The sequence below is a fragment of the Streptomyces sp. AC550_RSS872 genome, assembly GCF_019049285.1.
Lineage (GTDB): Bacteria > Actinomycetota > Actinomycetes > Streptomycetales > Streptomycetaceae > Streptomyces.
Genome location: NZ_JAGMUL010000020.1, coordinates 51,972 through 75,989, shown reverse-complemented (window position 1 = coordinate 75,989; position 24,018 = coordinate 51,972). Strand labels below are relative to the sequence as shown.

The 24,018-nt window shown below is 67.9% G+C and carries 24 protein-coding genes and 3 pseudogenes; 14 read left to right on the top strand and 13 right to left on the bottom strand.

Annotated elements, in window-relative coordinates; genetic code table 11:
- Positions 1-88: 88 nt before the first annotated feature.
- Positions 89-922, bottom strand: coding sequence for a YhjD/YihY/BrkB family envelope integrity protein (locus KUM44_RS09290; protein WP_217207312.1), 834 nt, complete (start codon positions 920-922; stop codon positions 89-91).
- Between the two features lie 159 nt (positions 923-1,081).
- On the opposite strand from KUM44_RS09290, the gene KUM44_RS09285 reads away from it, so the two are divergent.
- The 4 genes and pseudogenes from KUM44_RS09285 to KUM44_RS09270 form a co-directional block, all read left to right on the top strand.
- Positions 1,082-1,438 (top strand): PRC-barrel domain-containing protein, encoded by a 357-nt coding sequence (locus KUM44_RS09285; protein ID WP_217207311.1) that lies wholly within the window; start codon positions 1,082-1,084, stop codon positions 1,436-1,438.
- 38 nt (positions 1,439-1,476) lie between these two features.
- Complete coding sequence (locus KUM44_RS09280) at positions 1,477-1,647, top strand: hypothetical protein (protein WP_217207310.1); 171 nt, start codon at positions 1,477-1,479, stop codon at positions 1,645-1,647.
- 218 nt (positions 1,648-1,865) lie between these two features.
- A complete protein-coding gene (locus KUM44_RS09275; protein WP_217207385.1) occupies positions 1,866-2,006 on the top strand; it encodes a hypothetical protein in 141 nt (46 codons plus the stop codon).
- Between the two features lie 254 nt (positions 2,007-2,260).
- A pseudogene (locus tag KUM44_RS09270) lies at positions 2,261-2,452 on the top strand (CorA family divalent cation transporter); the annotation flags it as partial.
- Positions 2,453-3,202: 750 nt separating this feature from the next.
- Here the strand turns inward: KUM44_RS09270 and KUM44_RS09260 are convergent.
- On the bottom strand, positions 3,203-4,777 hold the full coding sequence (locus KUM44_RS09260) for a TIGR03086 family metal-binding protein (RefSeq protein WP_217207309.1): 1,575 nt from the start codon (positions 4,775-4,777) through the stop codon (positions 3,203-3,205).
- Positions 4,778-5,034: 257 nt separating this feature from the next.
- On the opposite strand from KUM44_RS09260, the gene KUM44_RS09255 reads away from it, so the two are divergent.
- The gene (locus KUM44_RS09255; protein ID WP_217207308.1) at positions 5,035-5,541 is read left to right on the top strand and encodes an NUDIX hydrolase; all 507 of its coding nucleotides are present in this window, start codon (positions 5,035-5,037) and stop codon (positions 5,539-5,541) included.
- 150 nt (positions 5,542-5,691) lie between these two features.
- On the opposite strand, the gene istB is transcribed toward KUM44_RS09255, so the two are convergent.
- The 3 genes from istB to KUM44_RS47530 all read right to left on the bottom strand — a co-directional run bounded on the left by istB (position 5,692) and on the right by KUM44_RS47530 (position 7,950).
- Complete coding sequence (gene istB, locus KUM44_RS09250) at positions 5,692-6,417, bottom strand: IS21-like element helper ATPase IstB (protein ID WP_254389288.1); 726 nt, start codon at positions 6,415-6,417, stop codon at positions 5,692-5,694.
- A gap of 100 nt (positions 6,418-6,517) precedes the next feature.
- Entirely contained in the window at positions 6,518-7,306 is a 789-nt protein-coding gene (locus tag KUM44_RS45240; protein WP_374202025.1) for a hypothetical protein, read from the bottom strand.
- 41 nt (positions 7,307-7,347) lie between these two features.
- Positions 7,348-7,950, bottom strand: coding sequence for a hypothetical protein (locus tag KUM44_RS47530; RefSeq protein ID WP_217207306.1), 603 nt, complete (start codon positions 7,948-7,950; stop codon positions 7,348-7,350).
- A gap of 95 nt (positions 7,951-8,045) precedes the next feature.
- Between KUM44_RS47530 and KUM44_RS09235 the strand changes: the two genes are divergently transcribed.
- Complete coding sequence (locus tag KUM44_RS09235; protein WP_217207305.1) at positions 8,046-8,558, top strand: DinB family protein; 513 nt, start codon at positions 8,046-8,048, stop codon at positions 8,556-8,558.
- 71 nt (positions 8,559-8,629) lie between these two features.
- On the opposite strand, the pseudogene KUM44_RS09230 reads toward KUM44_RS09235, so the two are convergent.
- The 5 genes and pseudogenes from KUM44_RS09230 to KUM44_RS09210 all read right to left on the bottom strand — a co-directional run.
- Positions 8,630-9,222, bottom strand: a pseudogene (locus tag KUM44_RS09230) (helix-turn-helix domain-containing protein); the annotation flags it as partial.
- Between the two features lie 445 nt (positions 9,223-9,667).
- Entirely contained in the window at positions 9,668-10,264 is a 597-nt protein-coding gene (locus tag KUM44_RS09225) for a DUF6431 domain-containing protein (RefSeq protein WP_308402549.1), read from the bottom strand.
- An 87-nt stretch (positions 10,265-10,351) separates the two neighbouring features.
- On the bottom strand, positions 10,352-11,005 hold the full coding sequence (locus KUM44_RS09220; RefSeq protein ID WP_217207303.1) for a M15 family metallopeptidase: 654 nt from the start codon (positions 11,003-11,005) through the stop codon (positions 10,352-10,354).
- Between the two features lie 224 nt (positions 11,006-11,229).
- The gene (locus KUM44_RS09215; RefSeq protein ID WP_217207302.1) at positions 11,230-11,841 is read right to left on the bottom strand and encodes an HAD family phosphatase; all 612 of its coding nucleotides are present in this window, start codon (positions 11,839-11,841) and stop codon (positions 11,230-11,232) included.
- 4 nt (positions 11,842-11,845) lie between these two features.
- Positions 11,846-12,604, bottom strand: coding sequence for a DeoR/GlpR family DNA-binding transcription regulator (locus KUM44_RS09210; protein ID WP_217207301.1), 759 nt, complete (start codon positions 12,602-12,604; stop codon positions 11,846-11,848).
- A 72-nt stretch (positions 12,605-12,676) separates the two neighbouring features.
- Between KUM44_RS09210 and KUM44_RS09205 the strand changes: the two genes are divergently transcribed.
- From KUM44_RS09205 to KUM44_RS45230, 4 genes and pseudogenes are all read left to right on the top strand, one after another.
- Positions 12,677-13,864 (top strand): MFS transporter, encoded by a 1,188-nt coding sequence (locus KUM44_RS09205; RefSeq protein ID WP_217207300.1) that lies wholly within the window; start codon positions 12,677-12,679, stop codon positions 13,862-13,864.
- A gap of 69 nt (positions 13,865-13,933) precedes the next feature.
- The gene (locus KUM44_RS47525) at positions 13,934-14,347 is read left to right on the top strand and encodes a hypothetical protein (protein WP_374202024.1); all 414 of its coding nucleotides are present in this window, start codon (positions 13,934-13,936) and stop codon (positions 14,345-14,347) included.
- A 74-nt stretch (positions 14,348-14,421) separates the two neighbouring features.
- On the top strand, positions 14,422-14,991 hold the full coding sequence (locus KUM44_RS09195; protein ID WP_217207299.1) for a GNAT family N-acetyltransferase: 570 nt from the start codon (positions 14,422-14,424) through the stop codon (positions 14,989-14,991).
- A 181-nt stretch (positions 14,992-15,172) separates the two neighbouring features.
- Positions 15,173-15,244: pseudogene (locus KUM44_RS45230) on the top strand (type I restriction endonuclease subunit M); the annotation flags it as partial.
- A gap of 316 nt (positions 15,245-15,560) precedes the next feature.
- Here the strand turns inward: KUM44_RS45230 and KUM44_RS09190 are convergent.
- The 3 genes from KUM44_RS09190 to KUM44_RS09180 form a co-directional block, all read right to left on the bottom strand.
- Positions 15,561-15,854 (bottom strand): putative quinol monooxygenase, encoded by a 294-nt coding sequence (locus KUM44_RS09190; RefSeq protein ID WP_217207298.1) that lies wholly within the window; start codon positions 15,852-15,854, stop codon positions 15,561-15,563.
- Between the two features lie 15 nt (positions 15,855-15,869).
- On the bottom strand, positions 15,870-18,440 hold the full coding sequence (locus tag KUM44_RS09185; protein ID WP_217207297.1) for a glycoside hydrolase family 32 protein: 2,571 nt from the start codon (positions 18,438-18,440) through the stop codon (positions 15,870-15,872).
- Positions 18,441-18,671: 231 nt separating this feature from the next.
- The gene (locus tag KUM44_RS09180) at positions 18,672-19,634 is read right to left on the bottom strand and encodes a carbohydrate kinase (protein ID WP_217207296.1); all 963 of its coding nucleotides are present in this window, start codon (positions 19,632-19,634) and stop codon (positions 18,672-18,674) included.
- 222 nt (positions 19,635-19,856) lie between these two features.
- Between KUM44_RS09180 and KUM44_RS09175 the strand changes: the two genes are divergently transcribed.
- From KUM44_RS09175 to KUM44_RS09160, 4 genes are all read left to right on the top strand, one after another.
- A complete protein-coding gene (locus tag KUM44_RS09175; protein ID WP_217207295.1) occupies positions 19,857-20,879 on the top strand; it encodes a sugar ABC transporter substrate-binding protein in 1,023 nt (340 codons plus the stop codon).
- A 155-nt stretch (positions 20,880-21,034) separates the two neighbouring features.
- A complete protein-coding gene (locus KUM44_RS09170; protein ID WP_217207294.1) occupies positions 21,035-22,048 on the top strand; it encodes an ABC transporter permease in 1,014 nt (337 codons plus the stop codon).
- Positions 22,045-22,881 (top strand): ATP-binding cassette domain-containing protein, encoded by an 837-nt coding sequence (locus KUM44_RS09165; RefSeq protein ID WP_217207293.1) that lies wholly within the window; start codon positions 22,045-22,047, stop codon positions 22,879-22,881. The genes KUM44_RS09170 and KUM44_RS09165 overlap by 4 nt, the downstream gene beginning before the upstream one ends.
- Positions 22,882-22,957: 76 nt before the next feature.
- Positions 22,958-23,989: a LacI family DNA-binding transcriptional regulator gene (locus KUM44_RS09160; RefSeq protein ID WP_217207292.1), complete on the top strand. Its 1,032-nt coding sequence runs from the start codon at positions 22,958-22,960 to the stop codon at positions 23,987-23,989.
- The last annotated feature ends 29 nt before the right edge of the window (positions 23,990-24,018 follow it).

Here is a 24,018-nt window from a genome sequence, read left to right as displayed (position 1 = left end):
CGGCGGCACGATTGCTGATGCCCCGAGCGGCAACCCCACGATGACGAACTCGCGGCCCGGGCGAGCTGATCGGTCGCAGGGCCGCAGCTCACCTGCGCCGGTTCACTACGTGGGCCAAGCGTGGGAGTTCCTCGTGCAGCAGTCGGCCGACCAGGGCACCGCCGAAGACGACGACACCCACGCCGACCAGCCAGGACTGGACGACCAGGACGGTTCCGACGGGGCCGTAGCTGACGGCGTTGGATGCGATCAACGGCGAGAAGACGAGCCTGGAGAAGACCCTCAGGCCGACCAGCCCGATCACGGTGGCCACGGCGCCGGGCAACAGGGCACGCCAGCGGATCCTCCCGCCGAGCAGCACGCGCTGGGACCACCACAGGAACAGCACGGCGCTCAGCGAGGCCACGGCCCCGCCTGCCAGTGGTTCGCGGCGCAGCGCGGTGGTGGCGGAGACGAAAAGGTATCCGGTGAGGACACCCAGCCACACCACATGCCGCCATCTGGCCCACCAGCGGGCCGGCGGCAGGTCCCAGACCTTCTCGTAGCCGGTCTGCACCGCCGCCCCGAAGGTCAGGCCGAACACGGCAAGGGCGGCGATACCGAACACGGTCGTGGTCCGCAGGGCCTGGCCGGGCCGGATGAACAACTGCTCGACCTGCCGTCTGGAGGCCCTCGACACGCCAAGCCCCTCCCCCAGCCACTGCGCGAACCCCCGCCCGTGCTCGGGATCGGCGGAAGAGACGATGATCAGGAGTGGCACCAGCGTGAGCAACCCCAGCGCCGCAAAGCCCAGCGAACGCGACCACAGCTCAATACCCCTGCTCCGCCGCCATCCGCGCCCGACTGGCGAACGGCTGATCACGCGGCGCAGCCGCCCGAACCAAGACGAAGGGTTTGCGGTACCAGAAGGCTTCATCGGCATGCCTGTCGACTACCACGGGCTATACGGTCACCGCGTGACGGCGCGACGCAGAAGTTCCCGGATAACCTGGAAGAACAGAGGACCACCGGGCTCAGCGGGCAGAGACTTCCGCAAGGGGCGGCTCGCACCGGCCCTGATCAACGGCTCAGGAGGCAGGCCATGATCCATGCAGCCGACATCCGCGAGTGGCGCAACCGCAGCGTCGTCGACCCCAAGGGCCACAAGATCGGCATACTCGAGGCGGTCTACGTCGACACCACCACCGACGAACCGGCCATGGCCACGGTCCGCACCGGGCTCCCCACCCGCCACCACCTGGCCTTCGTACCCCTGGACGAGGCGATCCTCGGGCCCGGCTACGTCAAGGTCTCCTACACCAAGACGCTGGTGAAGAAGGCGCCCTCGGTCGGCATGGACGACATCCTGCCCGCCGAGTCGGAGGAAGCGATCTTCCAGCACTACGACATGCCCTACCAGACGGGCGCAGGCGGCGAGCGGCAACTCGCGCGCCGCTGATCGCCCGCGCTCAGCCACCCAAGGGAGGCTTACGCGTCATGGCCCTCTTGCTCTTTCTCGTTCTGGTCGCCGTCGTGCTGGGAATCATCGGAGTGGCCGCAGAAGGGTTGGGCTACTTGTTGATCATCGGCATCGTGGTCCTTGTGGCCGCGCTGGGCCTCATCGCCGTCCGCTGGTCCCAGCGCACGGGTCACCGCCCCCTCCGATAACGAACGACACCCTGTACTCAAAGCGCGCCACATCGAGATGGAAACACCGGCCAGGGGCCTAACCCACCCGAGCGAGTCAGGGCCGCGACTCCAGGGGCTCCTTCCAAAACGCGAGGAGGAAGAGAGTCTGGGCCGGGCACCCCGGGCGGAAGCCCTGCAAAGATGTCGTCGGCAGCCACTGGCGGGCGTGCAGGGGCAGGCTGCCTGGTGCGGTCATCGTGCTGATCTCTTTCGAGGCTTCGACACACTGGCACGGCACAGATGCAGCCAGACACTGGAACGGCCCGATCTCCTTCCACGAGGACGGCACCGTCATGGCGCTGAGCATCCTGCCGATCCGCGAAAAGCGCCCACTCTGACTCGCCTCTGGCAGCCCCCCAACCCGAACTGTGTGTGATCGCCGGTCGACACCCGAATCACACACAGCAGGGCCGTTCCCTGGGCCACTGAGCAGTTCCTCTGGGGAGAATCTGGGGAGTATGCGCGTCTCCGGGGAGCGCGTGGGGAGAATCGACTGCGCACCGAGGCACGAACCTGAACAACCACGAAAGAAGGATCTACGCAGGCCAGAGACCCGATCCGCCACGTTTCCGCAGGTCAGGCCCGCCCGGTAGACGACTTCAAGAAGATCTCCTCTTGGGCAGCCATTTTGTTCGCTCCGACGCTGGTCGGAACGATCTACGGGATGAACTTCAAGCACATGCCGGAGTTGCGCTGGGTGTTCGGATATCCCTTCGCTATCGCCCTTATGGGTATCGTATGTACCAGTTTGTACGTCATCTTCAAGCGACGAGACTGGCTCTGAGTACCACCTGATGAGGGCCTACTCCGTAGGCCGGAGACCCCCGATCGTGGACGTCTCGAACGCCTCCGACGGCCCTGGGGAGAATCTGGGGAGAATCAAACGCGCTCCGCCTCGCCGTTTCCTCCCCTGCTCAGGGGGGAAGACGCCGAACATCTGCGGCCCAATGCGGTCGAAGACCCCCGGGGTGCGGGAGAACGCCCCGCCTGCGCGAGACCGACGAAACCGGCCTCAAGGGCGACCGCTGCACCACCGGACGCGGCAGCCTCCTGTGGCAGTGGAACGGCCGCCTCAACACCAGCACCACTCTTAAGAACAACTTCTGGGGCCGCTGCCTCGACAGCAATGACCGGGGCGACGTGTACCCCCTGCGCTGTAACGGCGGCTCATACCAGAAGTGGCGCACCGTCCAGCCCGCCGCCCGCAGCGCTGTCATGCTCCAAAGCGTCGGCACGGGCCGCTGCCTCTACCAGCAGGACGACGGCTACTACCGCACTGCCCGCTGTGACCGAGGCGCCCAGAACCAGCGCTTCACCATCGGCTGAACGGATCTCTCGACCGCTTCAAGATGCCGCCGGGCAAGCAGCTCTGGCTGCGAAGCTCTCAACGAGAATCGTTTGTCGATGAGCATGGATGTCAGTTGAGGGCCGAACAGTCGTCGAGTGTCGATGAGTTTGATTGTCACTCAGGTTGTCGGCGTACGCGCGAACGTACTAAGCCAGGTACACGGGACCGTGCTCGTGCTCGTGTTCGTCAGGTGACGGTGCGGCCCAGGTAGGCGGCCAGACGGTCGAGCGGGCTGGCGTCAGCGGGTACCGGCTGCGGCTCGGCGAAGGAACCCCCGGCAGTACGGGGCAGATCGCCGTAGATCTCGCATACGACAGGGAGGGCCGTCTCGGCGACGTGCTGAACGCTGTCGTAGGGGCGCCCGATGGCCTGGGCCAGATCCCAGCCGTGAACCAGCATCTCGATCACCAACTGCTCGACGAGCCGTCGCCCGGGAGCGGGCCCGTAGCGCCGCTCGAGCATCCCCGGGCCTGCAAAGGCCGACCGTACCGCCTGGGACGCGGTACGGAATGCCGCGACATGGTCGTCCCCCAGGTGGTCGGCGGTGAAGTCGGAGCGGGGGGTTCCGTTGGCCAGGCCGGCCCACAGCAGGTTCTCCCAGACGAGGTGGTTGAGGAGGGCCTGAACGTCCCAGTCGGCGCAGGTCGTCGGCTGGGCGAACTGGCCCGGCTCCACCGCAGAGACGAGCCTGCCGACGGCGTCCAGGACTTCTTCACAGGCATGGAGCACGCCGGTCGGTCCCCACGCGTCCTTACCGGCGTCGTACATCTCAGCGAGTTGCGCGGCTCGCGCACCGGGTTCAGGATGCGCCCGCAATGCCGTCGTCAGCCATCGACCGGCTGCCGCCATGCTGGGCCGGACGGGCCGGCCGTTGATGATGCACAGCAGCTGCCAGTACCGCTCCACGTGCGTGTCGGAGGCGACTTCGAGCTGCTGAAGGAGCAGCCCCCTCGTCTGCGCGTCGTCAACGAGCGTCGTACCGTCCGGAGCAGCCTGCGTGGGGATCCACCTCTCGACGATGGTGGTGACGATGGGGTCGGCCGCCGGCGAGTCCGCGGCGATCCCCTGCGCCATCGCTGTTTCCACTCGCCGCAGCCAGTCGTCTGTCACCTGCTCGGCGTCCCGCAGCGCGCTGTCGTCGTGCTCGCCTGGATGGTGTTCGGCGGCGTAGTGGGCCATACGGCGCAGACCGGTGCGCAGAGCTGGGTTTCTGACGAGTTCGCCGAGTTCGAGCCAGGCGTCGACCTGCTGGTTGGTGGGGTCGGCGGGCAGGTCCGGGGTGGCTGCCAGAAGGCCCCGTCGGTAGGTGGGTACGTCCAGTTCCCCCAGGGTGTCGGTGACGAAGTCCAGGATGACGGCACGGCGTTCAGCGGCGGACATGCGCGCCAGCTCGGTCATGATGGTGAGCCCTTCGGCAGTGGTGTTGCGGCGGGTGACGGAGCGCAGCACTGCCTGCTGCGTTCGCAGCGTGCGGATCTGCCTCTCCAGCGCGTCGATGTGCGTTGCGGCTACTTCCGACAGGGTGTTCTCGCGTTCCAGTACGTCCCGGATCGTCGCCAGCCCCAGGCCCAGCCCTCGCAGTGTCTGCGCCAGTTGCAGACGGGCCAGTGCTTCGGCGCCGTACAGCCGGTAGCCGGCCGGAGTCCGGCCTGCCGGGTGAATGACCCCGGTGTCGGACCAGTGCCGGATCAGCTTTACCGACAGCCCGGTCTTCCGGGCGACCTCTCCGATACTCCAGAACGTGTTGTCACCGACGTGCATGCGCTCCACCTTTGGGTCTCCCACGAAGGGAGAGTCAACAGGCGCCAGGCTTCTGTCACGTCTGCGCCACGCGATTCCGTGGGCACGTTGAGGTGTACGCGGCTGGAGACAGGTATCCGTATGCCGACACTCAGGTGGGCGAGAAGGATCCGAGAGGGCGTCCGCGTGGTCGCGATCGCCAGCTCATCGCTTTGGGCGAACTCGTTCAGTTGATCTCATGCGAGGACGCGAGAGGCCCGGGGATAGGGTCAGACCCCATGGTGCTGAAGAGGCGATGGACATCCCGGGTTCTTCTCATTGATGAGTGTGATCGCCTTCTTCTGCTGTGCGGCCGAGATCCACGTAAGCCAGGAGCCCGATGGTGGTTCACCGTCGGGGGCGGGGTGGAAGACGGTGAGGACTACGTCCAGGCAGCAGTGCGTGAGGCGTGGGAAGAGACGGCATTGTCTCTTCCCGTGCAGAGGCTGAGTCCGGTGGTATGGACTCGACAGGCAGTCTTCACGGTCGACGGCCAGGGCTTCGACCAGTACGAGGAGTACCGCCTCGCCCGAATCACCTCCGACGAGGCAAGCGCAATCAAGATCGATACGGAAGAGGCCCGACACGGGCATCGCTGGTGGACGATCGAGGAACTTGCCACCACTTCGGAAACGGTCCGTCCCAAGAAGATGGCTTCCCTCCTCGCCGATGTACTGACCACCAGCGCGCATTCTCTAGCTCCTCGGGACCTAGGGCGCGTCAACGAGGACACCGATCCCGAGTAGAATCCGACGGCTGTCCTGCGGCGACGCTCCGCCACGACCACTCATACGGGGCGGGGTTCATCACAGCTCCTGAGCCCACTGCGGCGCTCTGCGCCGCAGTGGGCAGGCAAGCCAAGGGTCGTCTTATGGCTCGTGTCGATGTTGGTGGCGTCAGACTGTGGCGGCTTGTTCGGCTCGGGCTTTGGTCTGGGCGAGGCGGTAGGAGTCCGTGCCGGTCTCGATGATGGCCGCGTCAAAGGTGAGCCGGTCGACGATGGCCGTGCAGAGCCTCGGATCACTGAACGTCTTCGTCCAGCCGCCGAAGCTCTCGTTGGAGGCGATGGCGACGCTGTTCTTCTCCTCGCGTTCGGTCAGGACCTGGAACAGCAGCTCGGCGCCCCTGCAATCAAGTTCCATATATCCTAATTCGTCAATACAGAGGAGATCGACGCGTCCGTAGCGGGCGATCGTCCTGGTCAGCAGCCGTTCGTCGGCTGCCTCGACGAGTTCGTTCACCAGTTTCGTGGCGAGGGTGCAGCGGACGCGGTAGCCCTTCATCGCGGCCTCCGTGCCCAGCGCGATCAGCAGATGCGATTTTCCGGTGCCCGAGTCGCCGACCAGACAGAGGGGCTGTCCCTTTCTGACCCACTCGCAGGTCGCGAGGGTGTTGATCGTGGCGGCGTGGACATTGAGGTTGGCGTCGAAGTCGAACGCCCGCAGTGACCTCTCGCGTGGGAGGGCGGCGGCCTTGATGCGCCGTGCCGAGCGGCGGCGGACCCGGTTGTCACACTCGGCCGGCAGCAGTTCGGCGAGGAAACCCTTGTACGACATCTGATCGCGCTTCGCGGCCTCGGCGAGGTCGGGGAACTGGCCCCGGATGGTGGGCAGCCGCAGCATCCGACCTGCCTGGTCGATGGCGGCGTCGGCGGCTTGTTCTGTCAGGCCGTGATGGCGTTGGGCACTCACGTCGCTTCTCCCTCGGTGGCAGGGGCACCGCCTAGGCGGCGCAGTCGTAGCAACTGGCCGTAGGAGGCCACCGAGGGCAGCGGCCGGGTGTCGGCCGGCAGATGCGCCATCCGCCAGTCGGACAGAAACGTGACCGTCGCCCGCTGCCGCCCAGGCGGCTCGGGCAAGGCAACGTGGCGGGAGCGGGAGCGGAGGCCGCCAGTTCGTCGGCTTCAGCGGCCTTGCGGGCCTCCAGGGCGACCGCGTCCGCGGTCAGAGCACCGGCCCGCAGAGCCGTCGCCAGTCCGGCGACGATGTGTTCGTGGCTCATGCGGCGGCCCAGCAGCAGGACCTCGATCAGGTCCTTGGTGCCGTCCTTGTCGCCGTGCGCCGCCCGGGCGGCCGCCCACCAGTCGTCGTGGACCGGCGTGAACTTGCCCGCGCACCTGGCCTGTTCGAGAGCTGTGGCGCCGGGGAAAGCGCCGGGCTTGCGGATCAGCGCCTCCAGATAGTGGTCCAGCTCCAGGCGCGAGCCCGCCTTCGTGCTCAGCCGCTCGTGACGGGCGACCTCCAGTCCCCGGTCGTGGACGATGAGGTGGATGGCGTGCAGCATCACCCGCACCGTCCGGCCGATCAGCCGGACCGGAACCGAATAGCGGTTGGTCTGCACGGCGATCTGGCTGTAGCGGTCGACCCGCGGCGTGAAGAGCCGGACCGTCTCGAACAGCTCGGTCGGCAGCGGCTTCAGCAACGGCGCCTCGACGGCGAAGTACTCGCCCACTGTCCTTGCCCGCGAGCGGATTCCTCGGCTCTCGTCCTGAAGGTCCCACCGGTCGACCATCTCGTTGAGCTCGGCCAGCGAGGCGACCTCGGGAACGGGAACTAAGTGATTGCGCCGGAAGTACCCGATCTGCCACTCGACGCCGCCCTTCTCGTGGGCGCCTTCGAGTCCTGGCCTGCGGTAGAAGCTCTCGATGCCCAGTGCGTGCGAAACGCGGTCCACCGCTCGCTCTCCTGACGGTGCCGGGCGAACCCGAGCACCTGGGCGACCGCGGCCTTCAGGTTGTCGTAGCGGACCTTGCCGCGAGGGGCGCCGCCCAGCACGGACAGCGCGTGAACGTGGCCCTCGAAGAACGCCTCCTGCCCGCAGGACGCGAAGACCCGGTGGACCGCCTTGCCCGAGTACGACAGCCGGAAGGAGAACAGATAGCAGCGGGTCGCCACGCCGGCTAGCACGATGTGCACGTCCCCGAAGTCCACTTCTGCCTCGGTGCCCGGCAGATGGGTCTGCGGCACGAACACCTCCGACGGCCCCGCCCTGCCCCGCCCTGCCTCCTGACGGATCTCCCCACGACGCGTGGCGATGTAGCCGCGAACCATCTGATACGAGATCCCCGTCGCGGCGTACTCGTCCAGCAGCCGGTCGAAAACCCGCTTCGCGGTGTGCCGCTGCTTCGGCGGCGCGTCCAGATCTCTGCGGAGCACCTCGTCGATCAGCGGCTAGTGCCGTAGCAGGCAACGTTCGCCCCGTTGTGAGGTCCTGCCTGTCGACGGATTCGGCCGCTGGCGATAATCGACCGATGGCCATCATCGAACGCCCTATGCCGCCCCTGAACGCCGACGAGCGCACCACGCTCGAAAGCTGGCTCGACTTTCATCGCACCACCCTCGCCATGAAGTGCGAGGGCCTGGACGATGAGAAGGCCGCCGTCGCATCCGTGCCGCCGTCCGCCTTCACACTGACCGGCCTCGTCCAGCACATGGCGGAGGTGGAGCGGAACTGGTTCCGCCGAGTGTTCGCCGGAGAACAAGCCCCGCCCATTTATGACCCGCAGGCTGACCCCGATGGCCCCGACGGCGGCTTCGAGCTGGCCGGGGGCGCCACCCTGCGCGACGCTCTGGCCACCTGGCACGCGGAGATCGCCCGCGCCCGCGAGCACTGCGCCGACCGCGCTCTGACCGACACCGGCCGGTTCATGGAGCAGGATGTCAGCCTCCGTTGGATCTACGTCCACATGATCGAGGAGTACGCCCGCCACAACGGTCACGCCGACCTGCTCCGGGAACGCATCGACGGCAGCACCGGCGTATAGCGCTTCCGGATCAGGCAGTGTTTGGCGAAACCGCCACGCCGACGACCGGCGCCTACGCGCCGTCGTCGACCGGGCCCGAACTCATCCATGCAGAAGACGACTTCGGGCTCCCCCTCCTCGGGGATGACCTCGCCGTCGGCGATCGCGTAGAGATGTTCGACTCGGGCCTTCTTGGCCGGGTAGTCGGGGTCGCGGGAGGTCTTCCAGGTCTTCAGGCGTTGAAAGGAGACGCCTTCCTCGCGGAGCAGGATGCGCAGGCCCTCGTGGCTGATGTCGTCGACCACCCCCTCGGCGACCAGGAAGTCCGCCAGCTTGGTCAGACTCCAGGTCGAAAAGGGCAGGTCGTGTTCGGCCGGCTTGGACTTCGCGATCTTCTTGATCTCGCGACGCTCGGGCAAGGTGAAGGTCTTGGGCCGGCCGCCCTTGTACTTCGGATACAGGGAGTCGAAGCCGTCGGTGTTGAAGTTGTGGATCACATCTCGGACCCGGTCCGCGCTGGTGAAGGTGACCTCGGCGATCTTCGCCACCGGAATGCCCTGGGCGGACAGCAGGACCATCTGGGCCCGCCGCCAGGTCACCACCGACCCGGTGCCCCGGCGGATGATCCGAAGCAGCCGTCTGCCTCGTCATCGTCGATCTCGCGCACGCGTACTCGTTCTGCCACCCGGACAGGGTGACGTCCACGCGCCGCCCGGCAGAGCACCGGGACGGCGCGTCACATCACAACAGGGCGAACGTTGCCTGATGCGGCACTAGTAGGGATCCAGCCTGGTCGGACGCGGGGGCAGCTTCTTGCGCGGCTCGGGCCAGACCAGGTCCAGTGTCTTGCGGACCGTCTGCCAGGTGACCCCGTACTTGCGTGCAGAGCGCGCATCGACATCCCGGCGCGGTGGTCCCGGCGGATCGCCGCGTACAGATCGGCCTTGGATTTCGACAGGCGCATCGGGGCCCCAGCAGGAGAAGAACAGCCATCGTCCCACCACAAGACCCCAAGCGCCTCTAAAACTCAGCGACTTCACTTTCGCCGATACGGCGGTGCCATCCGCACCCAACGAGAAACGACATCGCGACTCACCGACAGAGCCACAGCTCTTCTTTCAGGGCTTCGGCTACGCCGAGTCGAGGGCAGCGAGGGCGCCCTCGCACGGGCCCCGGCCGTCTATCACCCGGCCGGCGAAGGCCCACCGCGACACCGTGTTCATCTCCGGCCACTTCATCGCGGCCGCCTGATGGGCGGCCGCGATGACCGAGACGGCATCCGACAGCGGTGTCCCCGCTGGCTCGGGCACGACGGGATCGTCCGCGAGCTCGACCAGGGCGACCGTGAAGTACCGGCGCACGTCCTCGGACCGCAGGCGGAACCGGCGGATCCAGCCGCGGACGGTGTCCTCCACCCTGCCCAGATGGGCGGCGACCTGGCGGTGCCCCATGCCCAGGGCCGCTATCTCCAGCCCGGCCCCGATCACCTCGGCCGTATCCGTCCGCCGGGGCCACAACACCTCCGGCAGCAGCACATGTGTGACCTGGCAGCCCGTGCAGCGCGAGCGGCGAGGGCGTACCAACCAGCGAGCTCCGAGATCGCCGCGGACTTCCCGCGGCCAGCCATACCCCCACGGCGCAAGCACGCCCCCACACGCCGGACACGTCAACTCACCAGCCCGTAGCTGGTGTTTCAACCGGACGATGTAGGCATCGCCGATGGGCACCCCGCACCTCCGCCTGCCTCACAGCGCCGTCAATCTCCCCGGAAAGATCAACAACCATGTGCGGCCAGGCGCGGCAGAGGTGCCGCCCTATGGGAGATCCGTCGGGCCATAAAGAGCAGCCTCGGCTTCCGCGGCCAGGGCCCAGTACCGGTCCCCGAACGACCAGTGCCACCACTCCGTTGGATAGTTCACGAAACCGGCAGCGGCCAGTGCGGCTGCCAGAATCCCCCGATGAGTGCGGGCTTCATCGCTGATGTTGTCGGCATGGGTGTAGCAGGCCCCCGCGCTCTCTTCCGGACTCGCATCCACGGCGGTACCCAGATCAAGCTCATGACCTGCGGCATCAGCGAGCGTCAGATCAACAGCTGCCCCAGCGCTGTGCGGTGCGATCTCGGGCGGGGACACGAAACGACTCGCCGCCGAGCGGACCTCCTCAGCGGACCAGTCAGGATGGGCAGCCCTCAACTCAGCTGCATACCCATCGAAGTAATGCCGCTGCAAGGCCGGCGGCCGATACCCCTCGATGAAGAGCAGTCGGAACCCCTCAGGAAGGCACGCCTGCGCCTTCACCAGCCGGTCGAGAACTCCCTCCCGCAAGTGGGCGAACGCCCCGGAAGCATCCCGGGCCCGCTCGTCGACCAGCATCTGTCCGCAGCGGCGTACGTCCACAAGCCACTCGCGGCAATCCCGAACCGGCACCGCCGCCACCATCGGATCAGACATCAATATGATCTCACTCATAAGGCGATCATCTCGAAGAGCGCTCAGCTCCTCCGCGGCAGCTTCACGTCCACCATGTCGTCGCACACGAAACCAGCCGAGACAGAGCCCCTCCAGCCGAGACAGAGCCCCTCCAGCCGATGTCATCGTCATCCAGCGGGTCGCGACAGGCCCTGTTCCTGCTCACCCAGAATGTCGTCCAACACCGGCCCACGGGCGGGAAAACGGGCACCTGCGCGGGATCCTCACTCGGCGTCGCTTTGGGCGAGGTGTTCTCTCAGCCGGGCCGAGGTGGTGAAGAGGCGCCCCCGCATGCCGACGGCCTCGGCGGCCCGGACATTGGCCTGACGGTCGTCGACGAAAAGGACGCGATCCGCCGGCACACGCAGGGCGCGTTGACACCACCGGTAGGCGTCGGGGTCGGGTTTGGCGCGGCCGATGCGGCAGGACAAGGCGCATACCTCAAAGCGTTCGAGCCATGCGTGGTGTGCTTCGTAGTGGCCGGCCAATTCTTCTGGGATGTTGGACAGGAGCGCGATCCGCCGGTCCTGTGCGGCGAGTTGCTCGACGAGGTCGACCATGGTGTCGTCGACGCCACTCCAACTGGCGATGTCAGCCGCGACGAGGCGCTCGATCAGGTGGTCGTCGAAGCGGGTACCCAGTGTCTTGGCGACGCTGCGCCAGTAGCCGGGGCCGTTGACCTCACCTCGGTCGTATGGCGGACGCAGCGTCCAGTAGGCGTCCCAGAAATCGGGCGCGGGTATGCCCGCCGCCCGGACGATCCGGTCCTTGCCCTCGGCGGACTGGAGGCGCGCGATGACGCCGAAGAGATCGAAGAGAAGCACGGTGCCGGTCATGAGGTCACACCTTCCGTACGGTCACGCCCGCCGCGCTCAGTCGGTCGGTCTGTTCGTCGGGAGCGGACTCGTCCGTGACGACGGCGTGCAAGGCGGAGGCCGGGGCGACGAAGCCGAGGGCGGTACGCGAGAACTTGGCGCCGTCCGCGACAGCGATGACTCGGCGGGAAGAGGCGATCGCCGCACGCTTGACGGCGGCGTCGTCCAGGTCGTAGGCGGTCAGGCCGTTGTCCGCGTCCAGTCCGCAGCAGCCGATGATCGCGGTGTCGAAACGCAGGGCGGCCAGCGACGCCGTGGCGAGTGGGCCGGTCAGCGCCAGCTCGCCCGGACGCGGTCTGCCGCCCGGGACCAGCAGAGTCAACTGCGGGGCTCCAGCCAGCGCGTTCACGGCGTGCAGGGACAGCGGCAGCACGGTCAGCCGTCGGTGCTCCAGGGCGCGGGCCACCTCCATGCAAGTGGTGCCGCTGTCGAGCACGACGGACTCGCCGTCGGCGATCAACCGGGCGGCCTCGGCCGCGATGCGCCGCTTGGCCTCCAGCCCATCCTGAGCCCGCAGCGCGAAGGGCGGCTCCTCGCCCCGCAGCAGCAGGCTCTTGGCTCCCCCTCGATAACGCTCGAGCACTCCCTGCGCGGCCAGGACTTCGAGGTCGCGACGGACGGTCATCTCCGAGGCGCCGGTGAGCGCGGCCAGTTCCGCGACGCCGATGCTGCCGGCTTCCCGTACGGCGTCGGTGATCTGTCTGAGTCGATCTGTGCCAGCCATACTCGGATTGAACATCAGTACTGTTCGAAAAGCAATCTTTCGAAAGTTGATTGTGTTCTATATGTTCGATGCATGGAACAAGACCTGCGGGCCGGACGGCTGGCCACCTTCGTCTACTTCGCTCTCAACGGCCTCCTCATGGGGATGTGGGTCGTCCACATACCCGGCATCGAGCACCGCGCAGGAATCAGCCATGCCGTGCTGGGCTGGCTTCTGTTGCTCTTGGGCGCGGGAGCCTTCGCCGGTATGCAGGCCGTCGGCCCACTCACGGACCGCTTCGGGGCCCGCACCGTCGTCCCGCTGAGCGCGGCACTGTGCAGCGCGGCCGTTGTCCTGCCCGGCCTGGCGACGAACGTCTGGACGTTGGGGGCCGCACTCCTGGCGCTCGGCGTCGGCAACGGCTGCCTGGATGTCAGCATGAACGCCCATGCCGTCCAGGTCGAGCACGGTTACCGGCGGCCCGTCATGTCCGCCTTCCATGCCGCCTTCTCCATCGGTGGTGTTCTCGCTGCGCTGGCGGGATCCCGCACGCTCAGCCTGGGCTGGAGCCCCGCGGCAACTCTCGGCATGGTGGCGCTCGGCGGCCTGGCCGTCGCCGCGCTCGCGGCTCCCGCACTGCTGCGCCACGACGCCATCCGTCCCTTGGATGACGTCACCTCTGCCAAGATGGCCCGCCAAAGGACACCCCGGCGCATCTGGATGCTGGCCGCGCTGGCATTGATGATCATGCTGTGCGAAGGCGTGGCGAACGACTGGAGCACCCTCCATCTGCGCCAGGTCCTCGACGCGACCGCTGCCACCGCCGCCCTCGCCTACGGAGCCTTCGCCACCGCCATGACCGTCGGCCGACTGCTCGCCGACCGAGCCACCGCGCGCCTCGGCCCCGTGGCCGTCCTCCGCTACGGCGCATCCGTCGCGGCAATCGGTCTGACCGCAGCGGCTCTCTCGCCCTGGATTCCCCTGGCTCTGGCCGGCTGGGCCATGTTCGGGGCAGGACTGTCCGGCTGTGTTCCCCAACTCCTCAGCGCCGCCGGCCATTCCGACCGGGACGCTGCCGGCGTCAATGTCTCCCGCGTCGCCGGACTCGGCTACCTCGGCATGCTCGCCGGGCCCGCCGCCATCGGCCCGCTGACCCACGTCCTGCCGCTCAACCTCACGTTCCTGCTCCCCGTGGCGTGCTGTGTGATCGCCGCCTGCCTCGCCGGCGTCCTGCGGCCACCGCACCCGGCCCCCGCTCGTCTGGAGGCCGAGGCGGTATGACAAAAATGATCACCCCCTGAGGAAGCGTCAGCTACTACGAACCCCGGAAATCCCCGGAAGGCATGCCTGGTGGAAGAGCCAGTACGACTCGGTGACATCGAGCAGGCCGCGGCCGGAGGCGGCCGGCCTGTCTGGGCCGCCCAGGGACGGCACGACGGCAGTCTGGGGCCGGGCGTGCGGGCCTGGCGCCACAGAACTGCCCTGGCGGTGGCCAGTCCCGTGGCGTGCGGCATCAGCCCGGATTCGCCCCAGGCCGATCCCATCGTCGCGGCGCTCACCGCCCACTGCGCGCTCGCCCACGGCCGCCCCGATGACACCGAGCTGCACCGATGGCTGCTGCACCGTCTGGAAGCCGCGAGCGATCCGCGCAGGGACCAGTACTTCCAGCTGCTCGCGCTGATCAACGGCCGGCCGGCGCCGGAACGCCTCGCCCCGGTGATCGACTGGTCCGTCACAGCTCTGCGAATGCGGGCGGCTCGATGAAGCAACAGCCTCACAGCCCCGCCGCACAGCCAGACGAAGCACTGAAAGCCGCTACAGCCACATACGCTCGGCCGATGGACAAGATCGCTGCACGCCTGGAGGCAGACGCCACCCCGTCAGCCCCCGCTCTCATACTGCGTCCCTGGAGCCATGCAGACGCTGCCGCCCTGCTCGAGCTGTATCGGGATGACGCCCTGCGCCGCTGGACGAGCTCAGCCGTGGACGACGACGCCAGCGCGGCACGGTGGGTCCAGGACCAGCAACAGGGATGGGAGGCGGGGGACCGCTTCGGATTCGCCATCGTGGAACCGCAAGCTGGGAGCGCTGAAGGACAGTTGACAGGTCACGTGGTCCTCAAGAACGTCACCTCGGGCGTTCCGTCCGCCGAGGTCGGGTACTGGACCGCGGCGCATGCACGCGGCCGGGGGATAGCGCCCCGAGCACTGCACGTGCTGACGGACTGGGCCTTCGCCGCCTTCCGCGGTGACGGACTGACGCGCCTTGAGCTCCTGCACCAAGCTGACAACACAGCATCATGCCGCGTCGCGCAGAAGAGCGGGTACGAACTGACCACGCTCCTGCCCGCGGCACCGCCCGTATACCCCCTTGCCGGTCACCTGCACGTACGGGCGCGCGACCTCTGACCCAGTGGGTACCGCAAGAGCGACTTCGGTAGGCCCATGACCTGCACCGCAGTACCACTCAACTTGTCATGTGGGGCTCAGATACAGCTTCCTCGGAGTCCTGAGCCTCGGCTCTGCCAGCCGTTGCGGACCACGTACGGGATCTTGAGACCATGAACATCCCATGGAAGGTTCATGCCGCATGATCGATGAATTCGCGAAGGACAACCTGCACGGAAGACTGCGGCGGGACCGCAAGGCGCTGCTCTGGAAACAGCCGCAAACCGCCCAGACCTACACTCTCTCCGTGCGAGATCTACGTCATGGAAGGCGGACTCGCATCACGCCCCCGCCTGCAAACGCGACGGCGTTGATCCTTAGGGGGGTCTGCTGAGTTTCTTGGCTTCGGTGAGGATGCGGCCTCGATCCAAGAACCCGACGCCGCGATCTCTGAGCATCTTGTCGACGTGGTGCTGCTCGCTGCCTGTGCGGAGCAGACGTGCGGCCTCAGCCACCAGGCCCCCCTGCTGGGTTGTGGTCGAGGTCCCCGCGTGCGGCGCGGGCCCGCGAGGCAAGCCCGCGCCGATGGGTCAGGCCACCGGATCCAGGAACGTCAGCACGGAGGCGTCCTCCTCGATCAGCGGAGAGAGTGCGGTGTTGAACGGGCCACCGTACGGCGCCTTCAGGTGCGCTTGGAAGGCGTCCTCGTCCCGGTACACCTCGAAGATCCAGTAGGCACGTGGATGGGACGCCTTGGTGTAGACGTCGAAGGCGAGGTTGCCTTCCTCCTCGCGCACCTTCACGGCGTAGTCCCGGATCAGGCGGCCGACCTCGTCCTCCGCTCCCTGACGGGCGGTGAACTCGGCGAGCAGGGTTTTCTTCACGGTCTGGTGTCCTTGTCAGTCGTGGATGGAGTCGAGGTGCCAGACCCGGGCGTGGTCCAGCTTCACCGAGCCGTTCTCGGCGAAGACCTGCACTCCCTGGCTGGCGGGGTCGGGGAAGATCTGGTCGGTGATCACGGCCTCGCCGCTGCCGCCGAAGACCTCGACGGACGACCAGTCGACGAGGATCCGCACCTTCACCTTGCCGTTCCTGGCCTTCAGCGGGGCGGTCTGGACGCCGGGGAAGGTGCTGTTGAAGTCCACGGCACCGGAGTGGGTGCGGTCGACGTACAACTCCTGCGTCGTGGCGTCGTACCCGATGACGGTCTCCTCTCCCCCGGCGCCGGTGCGCACCTTCAGGCCGAACCGTTCGGCGTCCCTGAGGGAGAAGGTCGCCTCGATGTCGAGCGCCTTGCCCTTGGCCGCGGGGCCGATCAGGGGCTGGGAGGTGTTCTTGACGGTGATCCCGGCCGCGGACACCGGCCGCTTGTGCCGCAGGGACGTCAGGCTGTTCACCGGCTTGCTGGTCAGCCGGACACGGCCGTCGATGGTGCGCAGGGCCATTTCGCGAGGGATGCTCTGCGCGCCACGCCAGGGGTGGGTGGGGATGGCGCCGCTGTAGTCCCAGTTGTTCATCCAGCCGACCATGTACCGCTTGCCGCCCGGTGCGTTCTCCCAGGACACGGCCGCGTAGTAGTCCTTGCCGTAGTCGGCCCAGTCGGCGCGCTGCACGACGGAGAGGGCGGGGGTGTCAGCGGCGGTGAACCGGTCGGCGAGGATGTGTCCCCAGCCGGCGGTGTTCATGTCGACGACCTGGATCTGCGCCTTCTTGCCGACGTAGGGGCGCATGTCGATGGAAGCCCAGTCCAGCGTCTCGCTGTTGGAGCCGGTGGCGCTGCGGACCACCTGGCCGTCGACGATCAGGTTGACGGACGTCTCCTGGGAGACCGGCTTGGCCTGGGTGTCGGACAGCATGATGTGGTCGACGTTGATGTGGCCCCAGCCGCCGGTGTTGTCGTCGACGATTCTTATCTGGGCCTTCTTCCCGGCGATGTCGCGGACGTCCCAGGAAGCCCAGTTGAGTGCCTCGGCGTCCTGTCCGGTGGCGCTGCGGACCACCTGGCCGTCGACGAGGAGTTCGACGGCGGTGGGGTTGTCGGAGCCGGCGGGATGGTTGCCGCCGCCGATGAGGAAGTTGACATAGTCCTTGTCGATGGTGAACTCGGGTGAGGTGAGGGCGCCGGTCGTGGAGTCGCCGTTCAGGAAGGTGTTGACCAGGCCGTCGCCCAGGAATCCCGAGACCTCTTGCTGGTTGGGCAGGGTGCCTGCGGCCGGTGCGGCGCCGAAGGCGTTCCCGGTTGTCGTCCAGCTGCCGTAGGTGCCGCCCTCGAAGTCGGTGAGGACCGTGCCCTCGGGCGGCGGTCCCTGCTCCATGACGGTTCCGGGCACGTGCGCGTGCCGGCCGCCGCCGACCTTGAAGTTCAAGTAGCGCTTGTCGACGGTGAATTCGGGTGAGGTGAGGGTGCCGGTGGCGCCGTCGCCCGCGTGGAAGCTGTTGGCGAGGCCCTTGCCGTCGAAGCCGTCGACCGTCCCCTGACCGTCCAGTGCCCCGGCTGCCGGCGCCTGGCCGAACGCGGTGCCGGTGGTCGTCCACGCACCGAAGTCGCCGCTCTCGAAGTCCTGCACGACCTGGCCGGCGGGCGGTGTGTAGGTGCCCTTGTCCTCGGCGGTGAACTTCTTGCCGTCGAAGTCGCCGATGAAGTACTGGGCGGCCGAACCGCCCGCGATACCTCCGGGGTTGATGTTGACGACCAGTACCCACTTGATGTTGTCCGGGTCCCCGTCGACGGCGAGGGGGAACAGGTCGGGGCACTCCCACACGCCGCCCGTCGCACCGGCCGGGCCGAACTCGCTCTGCAGCTTCCAGTCCTTGAGGTTCCTGGACGAGTAGAACTGCACCTTGTGCTCGGTGGACAGCGACACCGTCATGAGCCAGCTCTTGGTGGGCGCGTACCACTGGACCTTGGGGTCGCGGAATTCCCTGGAACCGATATCGAGTACGGGATTGCCCTGGTACTTGGTCCAGGTACGGCCGCGGTCGGTGCTGTAGGCAATCGACTGGGCCTGCTTGCCGCCGTTCTTGTAGGCGCTGGTGTAGATCGCCACCATGGGCGGGTTCTTCTTCGTGCCGAACCCGGTGGTGTTGTTCCAGTCAACGACCGCGCTGCCGGAGAACACCATCTCCTCGTCGTCGTGCGACAGGGCGAGCGGCAACTCCTCCCAGTGCACGAGGTCCTTGCTCACCGCATGCCCCCAGGACATGTCACCCCAGGAGTTGCCGTTCGGGTTGTACTGGTAGAAGAGGTGATACTCGCCCTTGTAGTACACGAGGCCGTTGGGGTCGTTCATCCAGTTCTTCTCCGGGGTGAAGTGGAACTGGGGGCGATAGGTCTCGGAGTACGTCGGGTACCGGGGGGTGTCGGCAGCTACGGCCTGGGCGGCGAGCGAGGTTGCGGACAGGGCGCAGACGGTCGCCACCGCCGCGAACAGCCGCGTGCGGGCATGCCGGGATACACGTCCAGAGCTCATGGAGTCTCCTGTGCTGCGGCCGTCCATGCTGCGGAGCCTGCTGCCCGGCACGAACGGACGGAAAGGTGACGCCTCGTCGGCGCCGTCGTCCACAGCGCCTGGCAAGGTGGTGAGGTGGTGACATCGTTGACTTGTGTCATCGATGTCACCAAGTGGGCCCGATGATGGGGGTAATCCGGTGATCGCGTCAACGGTGCGGTCGTGATTCCCCGGCGCGGCCTGGCTGCCCGTTCATCCGCGCCCGACTGTCGCGAGCTTCGCCAACTCGCTCTGCCACGGCGGGTTGGGGCCGGCAACCGAGCAGGTCAGGGCCGCGACCTGAGCGGCGAACCGGCAGGCTTCGGCGACATCGTCGAGGCGGAGTTCCTCCAGCCGGCCGCCGAGGAGGCCACGGGCCCCGAGGTGGTGCAACAGCCCGGCAGCGAAGGAGTCCCCTGCCCCCACCGTGTCGACGACCCGTGTCGCCACCGCGGGCACGTGCAGCCGTTCGCCGTCGAGTGAGGCCAGGGCGCCGTCGGCACCGCGCGTGATCACGACGAGCCGCGCTCCGGCCGCATGCCAGATGTCGCACGCCTGCTCGGGCGGCGCGCCCGGCAGCAGGAGTTCCAGGTCGTCCTCGCTCAGCCGGAGCACATCGGCGAGTTCGCACCAGCGCGCCAGCCGGGCGCGGTAGACCTCGGGATCCACCAGCAGCGGCCGGACGTTGGGGTCGATGCTGACGGTCGCCCGAGGGGCTGCCGCCGCCAGGAAGTCCTCCACCACCGCCGCGCCGGGTTCCCGGACCAGGGCCAGGGACCCGGTGTGCACGCAGGCGGTCTCGGACAGGTCCACCCCCGCCAACTCCTCGGCGGTCCACTGCCAGTCGGCCGTGTTCTGCGCATGGAAGGAGAAGGCGGCCTGCCCCTCGGCGTCCAACTCCGCCACAGCCAGCGTGCTGGGCTCCGCGGCCGCGACAGCGCTCGACAGGTCCACTCCGGACGCCTCCAGGTGCGCCCGGAACAGGCGGCCGAACACATCGCCGGACAGCCGCGCGAGGAAGCGGGCCGGGGTGCCGAGGCGGGCCAGGGCGACGGCCGTGTTCGCAGGTCCGCCGCCCGGCAGGACGCGCAGGGCGAGTTCGTTCGAGGTGCCTGCGGGTTCGGTGAACGCGTCCGCGACGCACTCTCCCAGGACGGTGATCTGGCGCGGGCTCATGGGCTGCTCTTCTCTGCGAACGCACAGGCGTAAGCGGGCATGGACCGGACATCCGCCGCGGCCGTTACGGACTTGTGTCCGGTGCAAGGCATTGACGTTGCCGGGAGGCGGAGTCCATCATCCTCGGCAAGCAGTGTCAACGATGACATAAGTCAACGATGACACCTCGGGACGGCATGCTCCGATGCCGCCGCACCGCTCGCGATCCCGCAGGAGTCCTTCATGTCTCGCACCCCTCGTCTGCCCTCGGCCCTCCTCAGAGCCGCCGCGTGCACCGGCCTGGCAGCCCTCACCCTGACGGCCTGCGGATCCGGCTCCGGATCGGACACCGTCGGCTCCGGTTCGGGCAGCGTCAAGGTCGGCCTGATCACCAAGACCGACACCAACCCGTTCTTCGTGAAGATGAAGGAGGGTGCGGAGAAGGCCGCCAAGGCGGACGGCGTCCAGCTGATGACCGCTGCGGGCAAGTTCGACGGGGACAACGCCGGTCAGGTCACCGCCATCGAGAACATGGTCGCCGCCGGTGTGAAGGGCATCCTGATCACCCCCAGCGACTCCAAGGCGATCGTGCCCGCGATCGAGAAGGCCAAGGCCAAGGGCGTCCTGGTCATCGCCCTGGACACCCCGACCGAGCCGGAGAGCGCCGTCGACGCCCTCTTCGCCACCGACAACCTCAAGGCCGGCGAGCTGATCGGCCAGTACGCCAAGGCCGCCATGAAGGGCAAGGCCGCGAAGATAGCCACCCTCGACCTCGCGCCGGGCGTCTCCGTCGGCGTCCAGCGGCACAACGGCTTCCTCAAGGGCTTCGGCGTCAAGGAGGGCGACCCCTCCGTCGTCTGCTCCCAGGACACCGGAGGCGACCAGGCCAAGGGCCAGACGGCGATGGAGAACTGCCTCCAGAAGGAGCCCGGCATCAACGTCGTCTACACCATCAACGAGCCCGCCGCCCTGGGCGCGTACACCGCGCTGAAGGCCAAGGGCCGGGAGAAGGACGTCCTGATCGTCTCCGTCGACGGCGGCTGCACCGGCACCCAGGCGGTCAAGGACGGCAAGATCGCGGCGACCTCGCAGCAGTACCCGCTGAAGATGGCCGCCGAGGGCGTCAAGGCTGTCGTGACGTACGCCAAGGACGGCAAGAAGGCGTCCGGTTACACCGACACCGGCGTCACCCTGATCACCGACAAGGCGCAGGACGGGGTCACGTCCAAGGACACCGCCTACGGCCTGGAGAACTGCTGGGGCTGAGCCGCCCCCGAGGACCGTACGTCCGCCGCCTCTCCCCTCAGCGGGGCGGCCGGCCCCGCCTCCCCGACCGGGGACGGCCGCCCCCTCGCCTCCTCGTCCTCCCTGTTCTCCGGCAAGGCAGGACAAGGACTTCTGTCTCCCGACAAGGACTTCGCATGACCGCCACGTCCACGCCTCCGAGCACGTCCTCGCCTTACGCCGAGCTCAAAGCGCCGACCACGGCCCGCAGACTGCTCACGACACCGACCACCGGGCCACTCGTCGCCCTCCTGCTGGCCTGCGTCTTCTTCTCCTTCTCGACCGATCAGTTCCTCACGGGCGGCAACTTCTCGCTGATCGTGCAGCAGGTCATGGTCGTCGGCACGCTCGCCATCGGCCAGACGCTGATCATCCTCACCGCGGGCATCGACCTGTCCTGCGGTGCCGTGATGGCGTTCGGCAGCATCATGATCGCCAAGATGGCGGCTGAGGGCTCCCTGCCACCGCTCGCCGCCATCGCACTGGGCCTGGTCGTCTGCGGCGGCTTCGGCCTGCTCAACGGGGCGCTGGTGCAGAAGATCCCGCTGCCGCCGTTCATCGTCACCCTCGGCATGCTCAACGTGGCGTTCGCACTGACCCACATCTACTCCGAGGAGCAGACGGTCACCAACCTGCCCGGCCCGCTGACGGCCCTCGGGCAGACCTTCCCGCTCGGCAACACCGACATCACCTACGGCTCGCTGGTCACGATCGCCCTGTTCCTCCTCCTCGCCTACGCCCTGAGCAGCACCAGCTGGGGCCGGCACGTCTACGCGCTGGGCAACAGCCCGGAGGCGGCGCGGCTGAACGGCATCCGCACCTCCCGCCTGACCATCGGCGTCTACACCGTGGCCGGTCTGCTCTACGGCATCGCAGCCCTGCTGCTCATCTCCCGCACCGGAGTCGGTGACCCCCAGGCGGGCCAGACCGACAACCTCGACAGCATCACCGCCGTGGTCCTCGGCGGCACCAGCCTCTTCGGCGGACGCGGCTCGGTCCTGGGCACCTTCATCGGCGTCCTCATCGTCGGTGTCTTCCGCAACGGCCTGCAACTGATGGGCGTCGCCTCCATCTACCAGACGCTGATCACCGGTGTGCTGGTGATCCTCGCGGTGACCGTCGACCAGATCTCCCGGAAGAAGGCCCGATGACCGCCACCACCTCCCCCACTCCCGTCCTACAGGCCCGCGGTCTGGTCAAGCGCTACGGCCATGTCACCGCCATCGACGGCGCCGACTTCGACCTCCTGCCCGGCGAGGTCCTTGCCGTCATCGGCGACAACGGTGCCGGAAAGACCAGCCTGATCAAGGCACTTACCGGTGCGGTGGTGCCCGACGCGGGCGAGATACGGCTGAACGGCAAGCCGATCCAGTTCTCCGGGCCGCAGAGCGCACGCGCCCACGGCATCGAGACGGTCTATCAGGACCTGGCCGTGGCCGCCTCGATGGACATCGCCTCCAACATGTTCCTCGGGCGCGAGCTCCGCCGCCCCGGCATCCTCGGCAGCGCCTTCCGCATGCTCGACAAGAAGCGCATGCGCCAGGAGGCCGCCGAGCACATGGCCGACCTGAAGATCGGCCTGCGCTCGCTGACCCAGTCGGTCGAGACGCTCTCCGGCGGTCAGCGGCAGGCCGTCGCGGTCGCCCGGGCCGTCGCCTGGGCCCGCAGCGTCGTCGTCATGGACGAACCCACCGCCGCCCTCGGCGTCAAGGAGTCCGGCCAGGTCCTCGACCTCATCCGCCGCGTCCGGGACAAGGGCATGCCGGTCGTCCTGATCAGCCACAACATGCCGCACGTCTTCGAGATCGCCGACCGGATCCACGTCCACCGGCTGGGCAGGCGCGCTGCCGTGATCAAGCCGTCCGACTACTCCATGGCGGAGGTCGTCGCCATCATGACCGGAGCGCTCACCGTGGACGCGTCCGGAGATACTGTCGTAGCGGATTCCGAGGCGGCGAAGGCCGCGGGAGTCCAGGCCACCTGACCGCATCACTCGACACTCGACGGAATTCCGGCCGAGGCCGCGGCCGGAACCGACGAGCACAGGAGACCGTTCCTCCATGGCAGCGAACCGCCGCCCCACCCTGGCCGACGTCGCCCGAGAAGTGGGCGTCAGCGCCAAGACCGTCTCCCGTGTCCTCAACGAGGACGGGCCCGCCTCGGCCCAAACGAGGGAACAGGTGCTCGCCGCCGTGGCCAAGCTCGGCTTCCAGCCGAACCTCATGGCCCGCAACATCCGCGTCGGCGGACCCGACACCACCATCGGGCTGGTCATCCCCGACCTCGGCAACCCCTTCTTCGGAGCCGTGGCCCGCAGCATCGAGGACACCGTCCGCGACCGCGGACTGACCCTGCTCATGGGCTCCTCCGCAGACGACCCCGACCGCGAACGCGCCCTGACCGACAAGTTCCTGGCCCGCCGCGTCAGCATCCTCATGGTCGTGCCGTCCGTCGGCGCCGACCACTCCCACCTCAAGACCCACCGCACCGCGGGCCTGCCCGTCGTCTTCCTGGACCGTCCGGGCGCGGGCCTGGCCACGGACAGCGTCGTCAGCTCCAACCGGACGGGCGCCCAGGACGGCGTCGCCCACTTGATCGCCCACGGGCACCGCCGCATCGGCTTCGTCGGCGACCTCCCCACCAAGCTCTACACGCGACGCGAGCGCCTGGCCGGATACCGCGCGGCCCTGCACGAAGCCGACATCCCCTACGACCGCTCCCTGGTCACCGATGCCCACGACCAGCACGGGGCCTCCGCCGCGACCGCCCAGCTCCTGAGCCTGGCGGATCCGCCCACCGCCCTGTTCGCCGGCAACAACATCGTCGCCCTGGGCATAGTCACCGAACTCGCCCGCCGCAAGCGGAAGGACGTCGCCGTCATCGCCTTCGACGACGTAGAACTCGCCGAGGCACTCGAACCGGCCCTGACCGTCGTCGCCCAGGACCCCGAGGAAATCGGCAGATCGGCAGCGGCCACCGCCCTGGCCCGCCTCGACGGCGACCGCTCCCGCGCCCGCACCATCACCGTCCCCACCCGACTGATCGTCCGGGGCTCGGGCGAGCGCCCTGCCCCCACGATGCAGGAAGCATGACGTGATGCGGGCGGCACAGAGGCAGGGGT

Bases quoted from the DNA above. Each gene is read 5' to 3' on its own strand.
- KUM44_RS09280 (WP_217207310.1), top strand. From the start codon at position 1,477: ATGGCCCTCTTGCTCTTTCTCGTTCTGGTCGCCGTCGTGCTGGGAATC.
- KUM44_RS09215 (WP_217207302.1), bottom strand. From the start codon at position 11,841: ATGACCGGCACCGTGCTTCTCTTCGATCTCTTCGGCGTCATCGCGCGC.
- KUM44_RS09220 (WP_217207303.1), bottom strand. From the start codon at position 11,005: ATGAGTGAGATCATATTGATGTCTGATCCGATGGTGGCGGCGGTGCCG.
- istB (WP_254389288.1), bottom strand. From the start codon at position 6,417: ATGCTGCGGCTGCCCACCATCCGGGGCCAGTTCCCCGACCTCGCCGAG.
- KUM44_RS09160 (WP_217207292.1), top strand. From the start codon at position 22,958: ATGGCAGCGAACCGCCGCCCCACCCTGGCCGACGTCGCCCGAGAAGTG.
- KUM44_RS09185 (WP_217207297.1), bottom strand. From the start codon at position 18,440: ATGAGCTCTGGACGTGTATCCCGGCATGCCCGCACGCGGCTGTTCGCG.
- KUM44_RS09195 (WP_217207299.1), top strand. From the start codon at position 14,422: ATGGACAAGATCGCTGCACGCCTGGAGGCAGACGCCACCCCGTCAGCC.
- KUM44_RS09260 (WP_217207309.1), bottom strand. From the start codon at position 4,777: ATGCACGTCGGTGACAACACGTTCTGGAGTATCGGAGAGGTCGCCCGG.
- KUM44_RS09210 (WP_217207301.1), bottom strand. From the start codon at position 12,604: ATGGCTGGCACAGATCGACTCAGACAGATCACCGACGCCGTACGGGAA.
- KUM44_RS09175 (WP_217207295.1), top strand. From the start codon at position 19,857: ATGTCTCGCACCCCTCGTCTGCCCTCGGCCCTCCTCAGAGCCGCCGCG.
- KUM44_RS09170 (WP_217207294.1), top strand. From the start codon at position 21,035: ATGACCGCCACGTCCACGCCTCCGAGCACGTCCTCGCCTTACGCCGAG.
- KUM44_RS09255 (WP_217207308.1), top strand. From the start codon at position 5,035: ATGGTGCTGAAGAGGCGATGGACATCCCGGGTTCTTCTCATTGATGAG.
- KUM44_RS09285 (WP_217207311.1), top strand. From the start codon at position 1,082: ATGATCCATGCAGCCGACATCCGCGAGTGGCGCAACCGCAGCGTCGTC.
- KUM44_RS09235 (WP_217207305.1), top strand. From the start codon at position 8,046: ATGGCCATCATCGAACGCCCTATGCCGCCCCTGAACGCCGACGAGCGC.
- KUM44_RS09290 (WP_217207312.1), bottom strand. From the start codon at position 922: ATGCCGATGAAGCCTTCTGGTACCGCAAACCCTTCGTCTTGGTTCGGG.
- KUM44_RS09180 (WP_217207296.1), bottom strand. From the start codon at position 19,634: ATGAGCCCGCGCCAGATCACCGTCCTGGGAGAGTGCGTCGCGGACGCG.
- KUM44_RS09205 (WP_217207300.1), top strand. From the start codon at position 12,677: ATGGAACAAGACCTGCGGGCCGGACGGCTGGCCACCTTCGTCTACTTC.
- KUM44_RS09165 (WP_217207293.1), top strand. From the start codon at position 22,045: ATGACCGCCACCACCTCCCCCACTCCCGTCCTACAGGCCCGCGGTCTG.
- KUM44_RS45240 (WP_374202025.1), bottom strand. From the start codon at position 7,306: ATGGTCGACCGGTGGGACCTTCAGGACGAGAGCCGAGGAATCCGCTCG.